A 19,567-nucleotide genomic window follows, 5' to 3' on the forward strand; every position below is an offset into this window, starting at 1 on the left:
TTACTCGACCACCGCGCCGGCCGAAGTGTTCTCCACGCGGATGGTCTCGGAACCGCCGTCGTTAAGCGCGGAGGCAATCCGATCGGCGTCGTCGACGTGGGACCACATCACCAGCGACGCGCCCGGGCACGGCGCGCAACGGGCAATCTTCTCACAGTCGATGGTGTCGGTCAGCTCGGCAATCTGCCCCAGTACAGAGCTTGCCGACGGCGCGGAGCCACGCTCACTGACATCGCGCGAAACCCCTGCGATGGCTGCTTGAATATCGCTGTGCCGGATGTGACCGATGACTGCGCGGGCGCGGTCGGAGGATGCGTCGGCATCGTCAAGCCACTGGATGGCGCGGCCGATGGTGGGGATGTTTTCGTCGTCCGGGTGCACCTCGTGACGAGCGCGTACCCAGTCCGCGACCCGCTCCTGTGCGTCGGGGAGGCTAGCGAGAGTCGGCACGCCGAAAGCAGCGCAGGCTTGCTGGAAGAACTCGTAGCGCTCTTCGTCTGGCGAACCGCCGGTGACATCCGGGGAGTAAGCGATAGTCAGCGCCAACGACTGTGGCAACGCCGTCTGCGTGACTGCCTCGTCGGAGTGGTTGATGCACAGTAGACTGTCCGGGCGGCTGCGCAGTGCCGTGGTGTAGGGGTACAGCGGCCACGACTGGCCCTTTACCTGCACCATGGTCTCGTGGATAGCGGTGGCAATACGCGTGCGGGTAGGTACATCATCACGGTCGCCAAAACGCGCATTGAGAGCCAGCGCGAGTGCACACTGAATTGCCGGAATCTCTCCAAAACCGCGACCTGGCGCGATAGTGGAGGCAATGGTGACCTTCAGGCCATTGCTGTTGCGCGGAACGAGGTGCAGCGAGTGCTGCAATGCGACGATGGTAGCCGCGACAGCGGTCGGCACCTGCGAAAAAGCGGCGGGGACGCTGTCCGGGAAATCCATCTTGGTAGTTTCGCGCTTGTACACGACAATGAGCTGCTGCTCGTCGATCTCTTCAATACCGACCGCGGCATAAGCTGGAATGGCGGTGGTTAGGAGCATGCCGCCGGAGGACGCGCAGTCCTCACCCAACAGGTTGATGGAACCCGGGGCGTATGCAACTGAAGCATTAGAACCGACGGCATCGAAGACGTCGTTTACGACAGCGGGTGCGGCGGGCATGGGTGAAACCTCTCCAGAGATCGGACTCATAGTGCTTGTGTGCAGTGTTTGTATTCAGCGCTCGGATTCAGCGCTTGTGTTCTAAGGTGAACAATTCCGTCGATAATACCCGGCTCGGGGGACAGTGACAAACCTATATACTGGGATTTTATGTCGCCGCAGCGCACATGGCAGGCAAAGGATTGCCTTTCTGCAAGCTTGCTTATGGGCGGAGTTAGCGGTGGCACAACCGCTTGATAACTCGACATGTTTTCGATGTGGAAGAGGAGAAGAATCGTGAGCGACAACAGCAGTAAGTGGTACTACCAGCCATCGACAGGCACGGTGTTTCAGGGGAAGAAAACCGGTTGGGACGACCGAATGGGCCCTTATGATTCCGAAGAGGAAGCCCGCGCTGCCATGGAAAAAGTCGCCGAGCGCAACAAGGCGGCCGACGACTGGGATGAAGAAGATGATGACTGGGGCGTAGCTGAGAAATAAGGCTCTACGCGTTTAGGCCTTCTTGCCCTTCTTAATCTTCTTTTCCATCTTACGGAAGGCCTTGAAAACCTTTGCCACGGCATCGTCGTACTCAGCCAGGGCCTTCAGGCCGTCGTAGTACTCCATCTGGTAAAGCACGCCGTAGCCGAAGGCGTCCCTGCCCGCACGGGAGGCACGCTTAGCGCGAGCCAACACGAAGTCACGCGCAGTACAGGTGTCCTGGAAGTCACCGAGAACCGACTGCAGGTTCTTGCAGGCAGCGTAGAGCTTCTCGGTCGACAGGTCCGCGTTCTGAGCAGCTTCCGCGCTGTAGCGGAGCTTCTTCGCAGCTTTGCGGACATCGTGGTAGCGCTCGTCCAAATCTGCCTCTGGAAGGTCAGCATCCTCTCGGCCATCGAGTACCAGGTTGTGGCGACGACGGAACTTCGAAAACGCGCTGCGCAAGTGATCGAGCAGCACCGCAGTGGTGTCGAGTTCCTTCGGTGCCTTTACCTTCTCCGGCTCGGCCTTGTCTGAGGTCGTGGAAGCAGCTGCATCGGCGGCAGCAGCAGTATCAGTCTCAGCCGCGACCTCGGAGTCAGCTGCCGAAGCATCCTCGGAGGCTGCGGCCTCCGCGTCGTCGACAAGCGAATCATCCTTCTTCTTGGACTTCTTTTCCCCAGCCTCGGCCTCTTCCGAGTTTGCGGCGATTGGCGGGTTGGCGAGGAACTCATCGAGATCGTCGAGAAGTTGCAGGTACTCGCTGGAATTGAGTGCGAAAATGACTCGCTGATGAGCGCGGTCGTAGTCCTTCTGGACATCCTCGACGAGATTCGCACGCAGCTCCTCGCCTAAAGCGGCGCTTTCGCGATTGGCCAGCAGCTCCTCCCAGCGCATAGCAACGACCTCTGCGTCACGGGCCACACCGAGAACACCCGCCAGCTGCTTGAGGTTGCTCTCCAGCTCAGCGACCTTATCGCCCACGACAATGCCGTGGAAGGTCTGCATGTGACTGCGCAGCTCACGAGTGGCGACGCGCATCTGATGCACCGAGTCAAATTCATCGCGGCGTACCTTCGGGTCGTACTCGACCATCTTGGCCACGTTAGCGGCCAGCGCATCGACCACGGTGCGCCCCGGCGTGCCCTTCGGCAGCTTCGCTGGAGTCGGCGGCAGGGGAGCAGAATCGATGGAGTCACCCAACGCCGTCGCCAACTTCGACGGGCTTTCCGACGGCACGGCACCAGCCACCTCAGCGACCTTGGACATCGCTGCCATTACAGCCTTGCCGTCCGGGTGATCTGCCCAATCCCCCAGAAGCTCAATCTCCCACTCGCGCCAGGTGGTGGTTTCTCCGCCGTCGAGGAAGGAAGTCGCCGTGACGTGGTCATCCGCGAACTCCGCCATGGGAGTGCCATCGAGGGCAAACACCGTGGTGACGTGGCGCTCATTGTCTACCTGCGCGATTGGTTGCAGCGGGTGATTGCGCACAATTGCGCGGACAGGGGCAAGCAACTCGGTGGGCACGACGTAGTCGGCGTCGCGGCCTTCACCGTTAACAGAGCCCTCTTCCAGGTCAACGCCATATTCGAGGCGACCGCCGTTGCCCGGCGCCTTCAGATGCCAACCCTCATCGGGGCCGCCGGTGCGGCGACGCAGGGTGTGCTTGGAACGGGTCAGACGCAGGTCCGCCGTGTCCAGATAAATCGCGGAGAGATTTCGCACCTCAGTGGTGGTGGAGCCAACCTGTGGAACGAAATCGAACGATGGGGCTACCACCTCTGGGGTAGCTGAGAACTTAGATTCCACCTCCAACGCCGCAGTTGGAGTTTTGGACTTAGAACCAGACTTAGATGCCATAAGCACCAATTCTACCCCCGAATCGAAGAACCCTTAAGTTACGGATGTCTGGTTTTCGTATTTGATTGCCTGGACTGGGCGGTGCCCTTAGACGTAGACGGGGGCTGGGCGGGGCCTTTAGACGAAAGCCCAGTCCAAAAAAATCGGCTCACCCCAGGGCGGTTAACCCGAGAAGTTCTGTGCCTCAGTTGGGAACTCGCGGGAGTGCACCTGGTCGACATACTGCTTAGCTCCCTTGGTCAGCATCTCGCCGACCTCTTCGAACACCGAACTAAACGACGGCCTGCGGCCATCGGCCGGAACTGCAAAGGCATCTTGCCAGACGAGAACCTGGCCATCGCACTGGTTACCAGCGCCAATGCCACAGGTTGGGATGGATAGATCACGGGTAATCTCAGTGGCCAAATCTGCAGGCACCATTTCCAGGACCACGGCCGAGGCACCAGCATCGGCTACCGCGTGGGCGTCGGCACGCAGCTGTTCCGCCCCCGCACCGCGTCCCTGTACCTTGAAGCCGGACAGCGCGTTGACGGACTGCGGAGTGAAACCGATGTGTGCCATAACCGGAATGCCGGCGTTGACCAGCGCACGGATGCGCGGAGCGATGCGCACGCCACCTTCGATCTTGATCATGTGTGCGCCGGTTTCGCGCATCATCTTCGCGGCGGACAGCACGGCCTGCTCATCGGAGGCCTCGTAAGTGCCGAAGGGTAAATCGGCAACCACAAGTGCGTTGCCAGCGCCTCGGACGACACCGCGAGCAAGCGGAATCATTTCTTCCAGCGTGATCTCGGTGGTGGTGTCGTAGCCGTAGACGACGTTTGCTGCAGAGTCGCCGACCAGTAGCAGCTCGACACCGGCGGCGGAAAAAGCGCGCGCGGTGGAGTAGTCGTAGCAAGTCAGCATTGCCCAGGGGCGAGACTCAGCCTTCCATTCGGCCAGATTATTCAGACGAATCTTTTTTCCGCTCATGCCAATAGAGCATGCCATAGTCACACGCAATCCGAGACCACGAGGGCAGCAGTTATGACGCGGGTGGGGCAGTTGGCTAGCCACGCCGAATGGTCAAAATGCGTACCGCGAATCCGGGCACCTGGGTAACGTTGGAAAGTATGAACAGTCAGCAGGAATTCGTCCTCCGCGCAATCGAAGAGCAAGATATCCGCTATATCCGCCTCTGGTTTACTGATATTTTGGGGTATCTGAAGTCCGTTGCCGTCGCTCCGGCTGAGCTTGAGGGGTCCTTCGAAGAGGGCATCGGTTTCGATGGCTCCGCGGTAGAGGGCTTTTCCCGCGTCTCCGAGGCTGACACCATTGCGCAACCGGATCCTTCGACGTTCCAGGTCATGCCACGCCTGCACAAAGAAGACACAATCACGTCCGCGCGCATGTTCTGCGACATTGTCATGCCCGATGGTCAGCCGTCGTGGGCAGATCCACGCCAGGTGCTGCGCCGCCAAATTAAGGCGCTTGCCGACGAGGGCTTCCACGCGTTCATCCACCCGGAGATTGAGTTTTTCCTAGTAGAGAGCCTGGCTACTGACGGAAAGCCGCCGGTGCCAACGGACAATGGCGGTTACTTTGACCAGGCGGTCTACGACCGCGCTCCCCGCTTTCGCCAAGAAGCGATCACGGTGTTGGAAGACATGGGAATCCCCGTGGAGTTCTCCCATCACGAAAACGCGCCGGGCCAGCAGGAAATCGATCTGCGCTACGCCGATCCGCTGACTATGGCGGATAACGTGATGTCTTTCCGCTACATCATTAAGCAGATTGCAATGAAAAATGGTGTGCAGGCGACATTCATGCCGAAACCTTTTCAGGACTTGCCGGGCAATGGCATGCACACGCATATTTCCCTCTTCGAAGGGGACACAAATGCATTCCACGATCCGGATGATGAAAATCAGCTCTCCGACACCGCAAAGGGCTTCATTGCTGGCATTCTGACTCATGCCAGCGAAATCTCCGCTGTGACCAATCAGTGGGTCAACTCCTACAAGCGCACGGTCTTTGGTGATGAAGCTCCGACGTCTGCGACCTGGGGCATGGCCAACCGCTCGGCTCTTGTGCGTGTTCCCATGTACTCGCCGGGCAAGGCGCACTCGCGCCGGGTGGAAATTCGTTCCCTGGACTCCGCATGTAACCCATATCTTGCGTACTCGGTAATTTTGGCCGCCGGTTTGAAGGGAATTAAGGAGGGCTACCAGCTGCCGGAGCAGGCAGAGGACAACATCTCGGAGCTGACCAAGCGGGAACGCCGTGCGATGGGCTACCGCGATTTGCCGACGTCCCTGGAGGTGGCGCTGCAGGAGATGGAACGCTCCGATTTGGTGGCCGATGCTCTCGGTGACCATGTCTACGAGTTCTTCCTACTCAATAAGTGGCGCGAGTGGCGCGAGTTCCAGCGTCAGGTGACGCAGTGGGAGCTGCGCACAACCCTGGATTACTAATTTTCCCGAACCGCTACCTACCTTTTTCGTCTTTAGTTTTTGGGTGACCAGTTTCAATGGTGATGAATCGACCTCGCACATCCCGCCAGTCAGTGCCGCGGCCCGCAGCGCTGGGCTTGCGTAACGACGATCGGACGCGCGCTGACCTGGAAGATTTGGGGTGGTACAACGAGGAGTCCCTACAGCTGTTGTGGGGGCTTGCCGGAGCCAGCGACCCCAAGCTGGCGCTCGTGGCACTAGTGCGGCTCAAAGGCGCTCTCGACGAGCTGGAGCAGGATGGAAAGCTGGAGAACTGGGCCACCTGGTCTGGCCTCGATGAGGCCATGCGTGAGCAGGTTCCGCTGCGTACGCGTATGTTTGCGCTGCTCGGGGGATCGAGTGCACTGGGCGATCACCTGGTTGCGCACCCAGAAAAGTGGATTCTGCTCCAAGCTGAGCTTCCCACTGAGGCAGACATGTTCCGCGAGATGCTCTCCAGCGTTGGGGCTGTGCCCGAGGTCATCGAACTCACTGATGAGGCCAGTCTGGAAAAGCAGGAGGAACCGGAGTACCGCAAGCCGGTCGTTGCGCCCGCCACGCTTGAAGGCCCCGGTTTGTACCGTGCGAAGCTCACCGGCCGTGAGGCCGAAGTTGCGATGCAGTGCGCCTACCGCGACTTGATTATGCGTATTGCGTGCCACGACTTGGCTGGTACGTACCCACGGGGTCCCCGCCGCCCTGGACAGCCACAAGTCCCATTCCGTCAGGTCTCGGAGGCACTCAGTGACTTGGCGGATGCAGCGTTGACGGCTGCACTGTCTGTGGCTGTTCAACAGGTCTTTCCTTCCGCACCGGTCTCAACACGCCTGGCCGTAATCGCCATGGGTAAGTGTGGTGCGGAAGAGCTGAACTACATCTCCGATGTGGATGTCATTTTCGTCGCAGAGCCGGCGGATGCCCGAGCTACTCGTCTAGCCAGCGAATTTATCCGGATTTCTTGCCACTGCTTCTTTGAGGTCGACGCGAATCTCCGCCCGGAGGGCAAGTCGGGTGCACTCGTACGCACCGTGGATTCCCACGTCGCTTACTACAAGCGCTGGGCTGAAACCTGGGAGTTCCAAGCGTTATTGAAGGCGCGGCCGATGACAGGCGATGTCGAGCTGGGCCGCGAATACATCGATGCTCTAGCCCCGATGGTGTGGACCGCCTCTCAGCGAGACTCTTTCGTCGACGACGTTCAACGCATGCGCGCCCGCGTGGTACAAAACGTCCCCGAAGAGCTTCGCTACCGAGAGCTCAAGCTTGGACGCGGTGGTCTGCGTGATGTCGAGTTCGCGGTGCAGCTGCTGCAGTTGGTCCACGGTCGCTATGACGGTAGCCTCCGCGTGCTGCCAACTGTGATGGCACTCGATGCACTTGTCGAGGCTGGCTACATCGGTCGCGAAGACGGTGCCGCGCTGATTAACGCCTACGAATTCATCCGTCTGCTGGAGCACCGCCTGCAGCTGCAGAAGATGCGACGGACGCATTTGTTGCCCGCCGAGGACGACACCGAAGCTCTTCAGTGGCTCGGTCGAGCCTCTGGCCTCGTCGGTGAGGGCGGCACCGATGCCAGCAAACCGCTGGCCAAGCAGGTTCGACTGGCCAGCTCGCAGATCCGCTCCCTGCACAACAAGCTTTTCTACCGTCCACTGCTGAACTCCGTGGTGGAGCAGGACATTGGAACCCTGCAGCTATCGGCCGATGCGGCAAAGCGCCAGCTGGCCGCGCTGGGCTATCAGTACCCGGATCGCGCCTACGAGCATCTTTCTGCGCTGGCGGCAGGCACCTCGCGCAAATCGCGTATTCAGGCGATGCTCCTACCTACGCTGATGGAGTGGCTATCTTCGACGCCAGATCCCGACGCGGGTCTGCTCAATTATCGCAAGCTCTCTGAGAAGCTCCACGACGAAACCTGGTTTCTGCGAACGCTGCGCGATGAGGGCATCGTCGGTCAGCGGCTGATGCGCGTGCTCGGTTCTTCGCCCTACGCGTCTGATTTGATTATGAGTGCGCCGGACGTAATTAAACGGTTCGGCGACGGTGCGTCCGGGCCGAAGCTACTGAATACCGACTCCGATGCAGTCGGGCGTGCGCTGGTCGCAGCGGCTGCCCGTCACAACAGTCCAGCTAAGGCCATTGGTGTGGCACGTGCGTTGCGCCGTGCAGAGCTCGCGCGCATTGCCTCCGCGGATCTCTTCGGGCTGATGGATGTGCAAGAGGTCTGTCACTCTCTGTCGATGGTGTGGGACAACGTGCTCGAAGCTGCCCTCGCCGCCGAAATCCGTGCGTGGTCGCTGGAGCATCCTGACTCGGAGGTTCCGGGCGTTATCTCCGTGATTGGTATGGGGCGACTTGGCGGTGCTGAACTGGGCTACGGCTCCGATGCCGACGTGATGTTTATCTGTGAACCTCGCAAGGACACCGAAGGAACGCCGCTTGTCGACGATTCCGAGGTAGTCAAGTGGGCAACCAGGATTTGTGACTCGTTGCGTCGTCGACTGGCAAAGCCAAGCCAGGACCCGCCACTGGAGGTCGATGTGGACCTGCGTCCAGAAGGACGCTCGGGCCCGATTGTCAGGACCCTGGATTCCTATGTGACCTACTACGAGCGCTGGGGTGAAACCTGGGAGATTCAGGCACTGCTACGTGCTACCTGGATTGCCGGCGATAAAGACCTCGGCACCCGCTTCCTCAAGGCCATCGATTCGCTGAGGTACCCACAGGGCGGAGCTGATGCCAAGATGGTCCGCGATGTCCGTCGTATGAAGGCGCGTGTTGATTCGGAGCGACTGCCGCGCGGCGCTGATCGGCGTACCCACACCAAACTCGGTTCCGGCGCACTGACCGATATTGAATGGACTGTGCAGCTGCTAATCATGCTGCATGCCCATGAAGTGCCGGAGTTGCACAACACTTCGACGCTGGAGTGTCTGGAAGTGCTGAAAAATCGCGAGATTCTAGATGCGGAGGATACCGACGCACTTCGGGATGCCTGGCTGATGGCGACGAATGCTCGTAATGCGCTGGTGCTCACGCGTGGTAAGCGCACGGACCAGCTGCCACAGCCGGGGCGTCAGCTGACTCAGGTCGCAGGTGCTGCAGGATGGGATGCATCGGATTCCAACGGTTTTATTGAGCACTATTTGCGTCTGACTCGCCACTCCAGCCGTGTCGTCAATCGCGTGTTTTGGGGTGAGGAGAACCCCGACCACGAGTAGCCCGGGCAGAGGTCTGCCGAACCTTGCTGCGAGGCTCATTATGCGGCAGCGGGGTGCAGCCTTTGTCTTAGCACGGCGACCGGGCATAATGGTGGGCTATGGAACGCAACGTCGATTACTCGGTACGCCCTAGGTATGAGGATTTCATTCTCAACCTCGATGGCACTGACCTGCGTTTTTTATTGAGCCGCACGTGTCCAGCAGCTGACACCTCAGCTGCTGGACAAGAGGCGGTGGAATTGCTGATGTCACAGGATTCAGCGCATACGGCGCTGTCTTTTTGTGATCCCGATGTTCTCGATGTGGCTCACTTAGTTCATATTCTGGAGGATTCCGCATCGCTGGATACCCTCGCAGAAGTGGCCTATTGGGCATCGGATGCGGACGTGATGGCACACGATACGCCGAAGGGTGTTGACCGCAAACGTCGTCGCGTCGGCAAGCAACAGCTTGAGCATGTGCTACGCCGTGGCCAGCGCCAGGGGCTCGTGTGGGAGGAACCGGCGGGCGTGTGGCATGTGCCGCCACATATTTCGGAGGTGTTCCCGGCGGAACCGAGCCTCAACTTCCGCGTCGCCGACTTGGTGGCGAATATGCCAGCGGATGTGCTGAGTCGTCGTATGGAGCGCATGGGGCTGGAGCCGGATAGCGCGCGCGGAGAGGGCGCACCGCGAGCTCTGAACGCCAGCGATTTGACGGTGCGCAATTTGCAGGCTCGCCAGGTGGAGCAAGTTGCAGGCTTCCTCTGCGATCCGGTGAAGGTGCGGGCGCTGGTGATGACAGCGCCGGTGGATATTCGCAATGAGCTGCGTTGGATGGCAACCGACGAGAAATACTTGCCCTCCTACATGTGGTCCGAACTGCGTGCCGACGCGGTGCGATGGGCCGAAGAGCGTCTGCTGCTGACTGTGGTTGAAGAACCGGCGATGCCGGTATTCGAGCAAGAGGCGGAAGCACACAACGGGCCGACAGAGGTTGCCCGTCTGGTGGGCGCAGTAGCGTTGGCGCTCAAGGGCGACATGTGGTCGATTCGTAAGCCGCATCCGACGGAGTCTTTCCCGGCAACGCTGGAGTCAAAGGAGTTGACCGAAGCTTCTGTGGCTGCGGTGGCGTTTGCTTCGGCGTTTATGGATGCTGCGGGCAGCGGCGACGGGCGCCTGAAGGACCCGTTGCACATGTATGAGGAATCGAGCCTGCTGTGGATTCAGGACTTTGCAGCATCAATAGGCGCGAGCGGTTTCGCGGCGCCCTGGATTGTGGAGATGCTGGTCAACGCGGGACTAATTCACGCTGACAGCGGGCATCCGACTCCGCGTGCACTGCAGTACTGGTACAACGCCGATGCCTCGACCCGTTGGGCGTATCTCGTGGCGGGCTTCCTCGTTGGTCGCGGTCCGTGGCACGGTGAGTTTCCGTGGGTGACGGTGGGTGTCGATGATTTGTCGCATGCCACCCTTGCTTACGGCTACCCGTTTGCCGCACGTGAAGTAGTGTCGCTGGCCGCGCAGCTGGAGGAAGACCAGAAGTTCTATGGCTGCTGCGTCGAAGGGCATATGGCTTGGAATGTCGACAACCTCTGCGCTCGCAACGGCGCTGATGGGGACGCGATGGTCGGTTGGCTGCTGGAGCAGGCCGGCATCTTGGGCATTCTCTACCATGGGCACGCCTCGTGGCAGGCCATGGCCATCATGTATGCCTTGCACGACATTTGGCTGACTGATCAGCATGTCGGAGCTCAGCGTATCGCTGAACTTATCGCTGAGTATGCCGCTGGCCAGGTGCCGACGGCGGAGGCAGTCCAGATTGCCCGCCTGTTCAAGGATGCAGCGCCTAACGAGCGTCTGGCTGCCACACTGGATGGCGTCGCCAGTAATCAGGTTGCCCTCGCGCTGGACTTCATCGGTGACCGCGAAACCTGCGCGGAAACCTCCCGCTGGATTATTTCCGAGGAGAGCCTGCGTCGCGCATGCCTCGCGGTTGACGGTGACGTTGATGTCCTGTTTTCCCAGCTGGGGCCACTGGTCAATAGTTCTATGAAGCTGGTCATCTACGCCGAGCTAGTCCGCATTACTAAGACCGAGAAGTTGCAGGAAATGTATGAGCGTGAGGCCGTAGAACCAACGCCTTCGCTTGACGACGCCCCGGAGAACGCAGCCCCCGAAACTGACACCGGTGAGCGCGTTTCCCATGGTGCTCAGACCGATGGCAGCGAACGCACGGCGGATAGCGGCCACGCAGACACCTCTGAGCAAGCGGACGACTCGGAGGACTCGGACGACTCGGAGGGGCTGGAAGGGCCAGAGCAGCTTTCGCTGTTCTAACCAATCTGTCTCTCGGCTTCCTGTAGTTCCTACTCCGTAGGTTCCAGCTCAAAACGGCTCTGCTGGGCGACAAAGCGTGCCGCCGCACGCTTTGCGACCAGCAGGCCAACGAAACCAATCGCCCACACACCGACGACAGCCAACCAGCCAATGCGGAAGGTTTCCCAGGTGTAGTTTCCATCGGGAGCTGCAATATCCAGCAGGAAGCCGACACCTTGTGCGGCGAGCATGGTGGCCACAAAACCGCCCATATTCGCCAGCCCAGTGCCGGTGGCGAGTACCTTGCGATCGACCTCTTCGCGCACTGAGTCGAAGCCGAAGTTGGACATCGCACCAAGACCGGCCATGAGGATGTTGACCACGATAATTGCCCAGTACGCTGGTGGGGTGCTCGGTGCCAGGAACACAATCCAGACGGCCATGTTGATAAACGCGATTGCGACAACAACCTTGATGCGGTCGCGGCCGGTGCGTGCCGATACCATGCCCATCAACGGCCCGGCGATAATTACTGACAGCGTGTTAATGACCAGCACGACACTGGCCTCGGAGGGCTTAAGCCCCATACCCAGCATCATCAGAGGCATGCCCCACAGCAATGTGAAGATGCACTGATGCATCAAACCAGTCCAGTGCGTGAAGAAACCCTGCCAGCACACCGGGTGAGTGGTCACAGTCTTCAGCGTCTGTCCGATTGTCAGCTTCTCATCGGCTGTGGCAGAGGCTCCGCCATCAGCAGCCGTCTTCGCGGACTTTTTGGCGGCGCGGCGTTCACGAAGTGACATCCTCGCTGTGGAGGAGTTCTCCGGGACGTCGGCAAGCGCGATCATGCCTACGATGGCGATGAGAAGACCTGCGGTGCTCAGCGACAGGAACGCGGGTACCCACCCTGCGGCGTGCAGAATCGCGAGGAATGGGACAGCAGAGATGAACTGACCGAGCTGGCCAAGACCAGCCGTGAGCTGTGTGAACAGCGGAGTGACGCGCAGCGGGAACCATGCGGGAAGCAGGCGCATAGCACCGAGGAATGCGGTGGCATCGCCGGCGCCGATGAATACACGAGCGATGACAGCCAGCGGATACGATGTCGTAAACGCGATGATGACCTGGCCCAGCGCCATGATCAGTGCGCCCACGACCATGGTTTTCTTGGCGCCGACGCGGTCAATGATGATGCCCGTCGGAATCTGCGCCAGGGCGTAGACACCAACCTGCACGGCGGTGAACAGCGCGAGTTGGGAGGCGTTGATATGGAAGCGATCGAGCGCCTCGACGCCAGCGACACCCATGGAGGTGCGGCCGACGATGGCAACGATGTAGGTAATCAGCGCCGCCAGCCAGACGGCAATCGCGCGGCCAGTGACGTGCTCGCGCGGGTCCTTTGCCACCGCGGTGGAGGGCTGATCTGTTGATGAAATCTGATCTTTACCGTTACGCTGCTTTACCACTCGCCACATTGTAGACCCCATCAACTAACCGGCCTGAAGTGGGGTCGCACCGGGGGGCTAGGTGACCCGATCATGCTCGCGGCAAACTACCTTTGTGCCTTAGCCAGAACTTCCTTCACGAAGTCCGCAACCACCAGCCGTGAGACCTTGAAATCAATTACGGCAACGGAAGCCTCATCGGAGTTGGAAACGTCATGGAAATAAGCGTCGAGCTGGGCAAAGTCTTCAGGTTTGCCGACACTGAAACCGTGAGCGCCATAGGCGCACCCGACTGCGGCGAAGTTGTAGTCGGCAATCTCCATGGACGAGGTGTCCAACCCGACATCGCCAAACTGGTGCAGCTCCGCGCCGTAGGCAGCATCGTTAATGAACACCACACAACCGCCACGACCACACCGCAGCTGCTCGATCGCCGCAGGTAAATCCGCAATACCCATCGTGCCGCCACCGTCACCGGCGACTAGCACGCAATAGTCCTCGGGCCGTGCCGCCGCGAGGCCGACAAGCGAGCCCATGCCCAAACCAATTGACTGAATCGCCGTGCCCACAATCACTTGCTGCTGCGGACCAGGTACATCGAGATACTTCGGAACCCATCCCAGGAAATGGCCACCGTCACTACACACAGCGCGCTCATTGGGCAGGATACGATTTAGATACTGCAGGCACGCCCGCGGATCCAACCGGCCATCCGCGCACGTCAGCGACTCGACCTGCGCTGTCGTCGGCAGTGCCTTCAACTCCGCACGCCATGTGCTTGACGACGATCCCAGCGTCTCACCCATTGCGCTATCTTTGGCTGTCTGCGCCCGAGATTCCAGGGGCTTCTCCAGCTGCTCTGCCAGGACGGGCAGAAGTTCCTCCAACTTAGCCAATAGCGGTGTCACCGATGGCTGAGCGGCGGGATGGGGCTCGTCTACAACCTGGATAATTTTCGCGTCCGGTGCAAACATGTTGCCGCCACGGTTTTGGAAAGCGTTGAAGCTTGCTCCCAGGAACAGCACCATATCGGCCTGTCGAGCTAGTTCTACCTGCCACGTATGCGCAAAACCGCCCACGGTGCCGATCTGCCACGGGCTGGAAAGCACATGACGAGCCATCGCTGAGTGCATAAACAGTGCCCCTACACTGTCCCCGATGCGGCGGACTAGCTCGGCGGTATCGGAGAGTAGCACACCTCTACCAGCAATAATGAGAGGGCGACGGGCAGCCTGCAGTTCCTCTGCCAGCGACGTGACAGTTGACTCTAACCATTCTGGTCTGCTGGTGTGTAGATGCTCCTGGTTAGCTGACTGTGTTTCAGACGCAGATGTCGTTATCTGTGCTTCTTGGAGGTCATAGGGGAGCAGCAGCACGACAGGCTGCCGAGAGCTCAGTGCGTGCTGGACTGCAAAGTTTGCGTCGTCAAGCGCGGACTCGGGAGTAACAGTGCGATGGCAGACGTCGAGGGCGTCGAGGAGCGCCGCCTGATTGAGGTCAAAGGGGCGGGGGCGTTCCGGGTGCGTGCCGACGACAAAAATAAGCGGGATACGGGCTACGCGAGCCTCCGCCAGAGTGGTTAGCGCATTGGTGAATCCTGCGCCACAAGTGGCGGTCGCGATAGCAAGCCCTCCGCCTGCGCGGTGGAAGGCATCGGCGGCCCCGACAGCAGCCGATTCGTGTCGGACGGAGGAGTAGCCGAATCCCGATTCAGTAAGGGCTGACGTGAAGTGGGAGTTCGCATTGCCGATGAGACCGAAGCAGTGGTCGCAGTGCTGGGCCAGTGTGTCGGCCAGCGCCCGCGAGACCGTTGTGGTCTTTTGGGAACCTTCCCGCGGGGAAGACGCGGGCGCGTGGGGCATAGGACGGCTATTAACTCGAGTGAAACTCATGTGAACAATTGTGAGGTAACCACGGGGGTAATAACAGCCCTATAGCCCAAGATAATGCCGTTTGCCCTTAAAAAAGAGGGCACTATTCCACATCGCTGCTGCGCGGATGGGGGGGCGTTGAGCTAGATCGGCTTTAAGCCACGTTGTCGTCGATGAATTTCTTCACCACATCGACATCGTTCGGAAGCTCGGTAACGCGGCGTGGGGCATTTATGATGTCCGCGAAACGCTCCGGACAGTCCGGCTCGCGGCCGGTGGCTTCCAGGATGGTCTCGGAGAATTTCACCGGCAGGGCGGTCTCCAGGCAGACAATTGGGGTGGATACCTGGTCTACCAGGCCGCGGGCGACGTGGATGCCGTCAGCGGTGTGCGGATCGACCATGACCTCCAGGCGCTCCCAGCAGTCCTTGATGGTCTCGACGCGGTCAGCGTGGGTGGAACGACCGGAGAGGAACCCGTACTTGGCAGAAGCCTCCGGGAAGATTGGATCAGCAGTAAGAGAGAAGCCGCCCTCCTTGACCTTGACACCAAAGAGGTCTGCAGTCCGCTCAGCATCGCGCCCCAGCAGATCGAAGATGAAACGCTCGAAGTTAGACGCGCGGGAGATATCCATCGATGGGGAAGAGGTCGCCTGTGTCTCCGCAGCGCTGCGCACGCGGTAGCCGCCCGTGTGGAAGAACTCATCCAAGACATCGTTTTCATTGGTAGCCACAATCAGGCGGTCAATTGGCACACCCATCTGACGTGCAATATGACCAGCGCAGATATCACCGAAGTTGCCGGTCGGCACACTGAAGCTGACCTTCTGCGAGTTATCGGCCTCAGCACCGTTGCCGCCAGTGACACGAATCCACGAGGAGACGTAGTACACAATCTGAGCCATCAGGCGAGCCCAGTTGATGGAGTTGACTGCGCCAATGTGGCGGCTGGCCTTGTAATCCAAGTCGCCGGAGACAGCCTTAACGATGTCCTGGCAATCATCGAAGACACCGTCGAGGGCGACGTTGTGAATGTTGGCATCCTGCAGACCAAACATCTGAGCCTGCTGGAAAGCGGTCATTCGACCAGCCGGCGTTAGCATGAACACGTTGATTCCCTCACGGCCACGCATTGCGTACTCGGCCGAGGAACCCGTGTCACCAGAGGTGGCGCCGAGGATATTCAGGGTCTCGCCACGACGAGCCAGCTCATACTCGAAGAACTCACCGAGCAGCTGCATCGCCATATCCTTGAATGCCGCTGTGGGGCCCATGGACAAGTGACCGATGTAGAGCTGATCTTCCAGCTTCGTCACCGGCACAATATCCGGATCGGAGAACTTCGGGTAGGTGTACGCCCGTGCACAGATACCGCGCAAATCCTCCAGCGGAATGTCGTCCACAAAAAGGCTGACGACCTCTGCAGCCAAGGCTGCGTAACCGTCGTCGACAAGCACGGAGCGCCAACGCGTCAAAGTGGCATCGTCAACCTGTGGGTACTCGACCGGCAGGTAGAGGCCGCCGTCGTTAGCGAGACCTCCCAGGAGAATGTCTGAGAACTTGTGCGGCGTGCGCTCTGGGTCGCGAGTCGAAATGAAGTCCAAGGCGGGCCCCTTACATGTATGCCAACACCCGCCGCATCGGCCTATAAGAAGGCCTTGTGAAAGATTGCGGCGGGGTTGACCGGTGGATGTTTTCTTTAATTTTTACATATGCACTGAAGCCAGTCAGGCCTCGGCTGCGGAAGATGCGGAATTGGCCACTTCCGCGTCGAAGCTGAGCTCTTCGGAACGGTCGACGACATCATCCTTGGCGAAGCGGTTAACGATCATGGCAATTGCGCCGTCACCAGTGACATTGCATGCGGTACCGAAGGAGTCGATGGCGATGTAGGCGGCAATCATCAAAGCGACCTGCTCCTGATCGAAGCCGAGCATGGACTGCAGCACACCGACCGCGGCCATAATTGCGCCACCCGGAACGCCCGGAGCCGCAATCATGGTGATACCCAAAGTGAGAATGAAGCCGATGGCCATACCCGGCGAAACCGGCTTGTCCGCCATGAACATCACCGCAAACGCGAACAGGATGATCTTCATCATCGAACCGGCCAGGTGAATGGTCGCGCACAGCGGCACGGTAAAGCCAGCGACCTTCTCCGAGACACCATTCTTCAGCGCGGCCTTGTAAGTCACCGGAATGGTAGCGGCCGAGGACGAGGTGCCGAGCGCGGTGGCGTAGGCCGGCAGCATGTTCTTCAGGGATTGCCACGGGCTGCGGCCAGCGATGGCACCCGCGATGGAGAACTGGATTGCCAACAGAAGCACGGTGCCGATGACTGCCAGAACGAGCACCTTGAAGAACATCGACAGCGTCGTGGTCAGGTTGCCGTTCATGCCCATAGACAGGAACATGCCGAAGATGTAAACCGGCAGCAGCGGGATGATAAACGCCGAGATGATCTTCATAATCACATCGCGCAGCTGTGTCGCACCGCGGTAGAGCGAGTCCGACTTCACGGTGGTCATCGCCACACCGACCGTGAAAGCCAGCAGCAGGGCGGTCATGACGTCAAACGGCGGTGGCATCTCTACATTGAAGAAGCTCTCCAGCGCGCCCTCATCAATATCCACCGATGCACCGGCCTGATCAGCGCCGAGCAGCCAAGGGTAGAGCCCCTGGGTAGCGGCGTAGGCCAATAGGCCCGAAAACACCGTCGAGCCGTAGGCAATAGCAGTGGTAATACCCAACCACTTTCCGGCACCACGGCCCAGGCTGGCAATCGCCGGCGTGATGAGGGCAAAAATCAGCACCGGGATAAAGAAGCCCAGAAAGTTACCAAAGAGGCCATTGAAAGTGACAAAAATTCGAGCCAGCCATTCCGGGAAGAAAAAGCTGCAGACAATGCCCAGAATAATCGCGACAATAACGCGGAATAGGAGCGTTTGCGTAAAACGCATTCGGGTACTCATAGTCAATCCTTGTTCGGATGGAATTTACTTCTCTAGCGTGCGGTATTTACGTTAAGCAACGCAAATGACCGGGTGTGGTTTTACGCCTTTTCGGCTACCTCTTCTGTAACGGCCTCGTCGGCAAGCACACTCGCCGGGCGATTTGCGCGCTGCTTTCGCGTGACGACGTCAATTGCGTAACCAATCACCACCGCTGCCAGAGTCGGCAGGAACCATCCGAACTCGATGGTCTGACCAGGCACGAGACTAAGGAAGTCCGCCAAAGCAGAACCACCGACACCCAAACCGGAGAGTACTGAGATACCCGACCAGATGGTGGCAACCCAGACGCCCAGGCGGTAGGTGTAATACAGCTTGAAGGAGTAGGAAATGACTGGGTCGAGAAGTGTCAGTGCAATCAGCGTGATTGCCGGCGGGTAAATAAAGGTGATAATCGGCGCGGCAATCGCCAGTACCTGAGACAGCCCCTGTGTTGCCATTACGAAGGACATAACCGTGAAGACAATCGCCCAGGCCTTGTAACTGATACCCGGAAGCAGCAGATTGAAGAACTCACTGGTTGCGGCAATCAGACCGACGGCCGTGGTCATGCATGCCAGCAGAACGATGAGACCGAAGACAATCTGACCGCCCTGACCCATGGCCTGTTTGGAAGCCTCTGCGAGGATGCCCGAGCCGTTATCGAAGGAGGCAGCATTCGGCAGCACCTGGCCGACATAGCCCAATCCCAAGTAGATGATGGCCAGCAAAATGCCGGCGAACAGGCCTGAGATCATTGTGCCGCGAACCATACGCTTGCCCTCTGGGACACCGCTGACGCGGAGGGCAGAAATGACAATGATGCCGAATGCAAGGCCGGCGATGGAGTCCATGGTGAGGTAGCCCTCGACTAGGCCGGAGGCAAATGGGGTAGAGGAGTACTTTTCAATTGGCGCAGCCGGAGCGGCATCGAATTTGAATGCCGACATTCCAACCAATACAACCAAGAGAATCAGCAGAGCCGGGGTGAGAATCTTGCCCAGTTTGGACACAATTTCATTCGGATTCCACGCCAATGCCAACGCGATACCGAAGAAAACAAAGTAGAAGGACGCAGCGGCGGCCAGCGAATCACTGCCGAAAATCGGCTGGACACCGGTTTCGTACGACACGGCACCGGTACGCGGCAGAGCGTAGAAAGCACCGATGGAAAGGTATGCGATTACCGGGAAGCCCAGGGAAAAGATGCGGCCCGCGCGGAACGCTAGGTCACGTAAATTGCTGCCTGAAATGGCGATCGCAATGATGGCCAGAACTGGCAACGCCACACCGGTGAGCAGGAAGCCGGTGATTGAGGGGCCAAAGTTGGTACCGGAATCCACTCCGAGCTTCGGCGGGAAGATGAGGTTGCCCGCGCCGAAGAACATCGAAAACAGCATGAGCGCTGTAACAACGATTATGGAAGCGAAAGACTTCGGGGACTCCACTCCGCTCGACTTGGTCATGAGAATTGGGTTCTTTCTAAATTAGTGTCGCCCATAAGGTCAAGGGCGATGCTGCATGCTGCTGTGGCGACGCCGTTGTTGCTGGTGCTGCGGTAGCGCAAACGCCCGTTACAGCAGCGCAATTGCAGTTCGTGTGCCCATGTAGATGACAGGCCACGATGCCGAAAACTGACACTTTAATGTGAAATTGTGAATTGTCACGGGCTGGGTGGAGCCTGTTGCGTGAATTAAGTTGTGGCTTGTATGAGCCGTCTTTATTTGAACTATTAAGGGGCTTCGACGGCGTTGGTGGTGCCGACGAAGGCACTCTATTTATCT

The 19,567-nt window shown here is 59.2% G+C and carries 12 protein-coding genes; 4 read left to right on the forward strand and 8 right to left on the reverse strand.

Annotated elements, in window-relative coordinates:
* Window positions 1-1,164, reverse strand: coding sequence for a galactokinase family protein (locus I6J19_RS06460; RefSeq protein ID WP_038625952.1), 1,164 nt, complete (start codon window positions 1,162-1,164; stop codon window positions 1-3).
* A 276-nt stretch (window positions 1,165-1,440) separates the two neighbouring features.
* On the opposite strand from I6J19_RS06460, the gene I6J19_RS06465 reads away from it, so the two are divergent.
* A complete protein-coding gene (locus tag I6J19_RS06465) occupies window positions 1,441-1,644 on the forward strand; it encodes an SPOR domain-containing protein (protein ID WP_016423068.1) in 204 nt (67 codons plus the stop codon).
* Window positions 1,645-1,656: 12 nt separating this feature from the next.
* Here the strand turns inward: I6J19_RS06465 and I6J19_RS06470 are convergent, their stop codons facing one another.
* Entirely contained in the window at window positions 1,657-3,483 is a 1,827-nt protein-coding gene (locus tag I6J19_RS06470; RefSeq protein ID WP_038625950.1) for a CYTH and CHAD domain-containing protein, read from the reverse strand.
* A 162-nt stretch (window positions 3,484-3,645) separates the two neighbouring features.
* Window positions 3,646-4,455, reverse strand: coding sequence for a 3-methyl-2-oxobutanoate hydroxymethyltransferase (gene panB, locus I6J19_RS06475; protein ID WP_224786587.1), 810 nt, complete (start codon window positions 4,453-4,455; stop codon window positions 3,646-3,648).
* A 140-nt stretch (window positions 4,456-4,595) separates the two neighbouring features.
* Here panB and I6J19_RS06480 point away from each other — a divergent pair, with 140 nt between their 5' ends.
* From I6J19_RS06480 to I6J19_RS06490, 3 genes are all read left to right on the forward strand, one after another.
* Complete coding sequence (locus I6J19_RS06480; RefSeq protein WP_038625946.1) at window positions 4,596-5,936, forward strand: glutamine synthetase family protein; 1,341 nt, start codon at window positions 4,596-4,598, stop codon at window positions 5,934-5,936.
* Between the two features lie 56 nt (window positions 5,937-5,992).
* Window positions 5,993-9,175, forward strand: coding sequence for a bifunctional [glutamine synthetase] adenylyltransferase/[glutamine synthetase]-adenylyl-L-tyrosine phosphorylase (locus I6J19_RS06485; protein ID WP_049181605.1), 3,183 nt, complete (start codon window positions 5,993-5,995; stop codon window positions 9,173-9,175).
* A 98-nt stretch (window positions 9,176-9,273) separates the two neighbouring features.
* Window positions 9,274-11,496, forward strand: a complete 2,223-nt coding sequence (locus tag I6J19_RS06490) for a hypothetical protein (RefSeq protein WP_038625944.1) — start codon at window positions 9,274-9,276, stop codon at window positions 11,494-11,496.
* Window positions 11,497-11,525: 29 nt separating this feature from the next.
* Here I6J19_RS06490 and I6J19_RS06495 read toward each other — a convergent pair whose 3' ends face one another.
* The 5 genes from I6J19_RS06495 to brnQ form a co-directional block, all read right to left on the reverse strand.
* Window positions 11,526-12,953, reverse strand: coding sequence for an MFS transporter (locus I6J19_RS06495; RefSeq protein ID WP_052155536.1), 1,428 nt, complete (start codon window positions 12,951-12,953; stop codon window positions 11,526-11,528).
* Between the two features lie 77 nt (window positions 12,954-13,030).
* The gene (locus I6J19_RS06500) at window positions 13,031-14,815 is read right to left on the reverse strand and encodes a thiamine pyrophosphate-binding protein (RefSeq protein ID WP_224786586.1); all 1,785 of its coding nucleotides are present in this window, start codon (window positions 14,813-14,815) and stop codon (window positions 13,031-13,033) included.
* 133 nt (window positions 14,816-14,948) lie between these two features.
* The gene (thrC, locus tag I6J19_RS06505) at window positions 14,949-16,397 is read right to left on the reverse strand and encodes a threonine synthase (RefSeq protein WP_038625932.1); all 1,449 of its coding nucleotides are present in this window, start codon (window positions 16,395-16,397) and stop codon (window positions 14,949-14,951) included.
* 123 nt (window positions 16,398-16,520) lie between these two features.
* The gene (locus tag I6J19_RS06510; RefSeq protein WP_038625930.1) at window positions 16,521-17,765 is read right to left on the reverse strand and encodes a dicarboxylate/amino acid:cation symporter; all 1,245 of its coding nucleotides are present in this window, start codon (window positions 17,763-17,765) and stop codon (window positions 16,521-16,523) included.
* 80 nt (window positions 17,766-17,845) lie between these two features.
* Window positions 17,846-19,249 (reverse strand): branched-chain amino acid transport system II carrier protein, encoded by a 1,404-nt coding sequence (gene brnQ / locus I6J19_RS06515; RefSeq protein WP_038625928.1) that lies wholly within the window; start codon window positions 19,247-19,249, stop codon window positions 17,846-17,848.
* Between the last annotated feature and the right edge of the window lie 318 nt (window positions 19,250-19,567).

This window comes from Corynebacterium amycolatum (genome assembly GCF_016889425.1).
GTDB lineage: Bacteria > Actinomycetota > Actinomycetes > Mycobacteriales > Mycobacteriaceae > Corynebacterium > Corynebacterium amycolatum.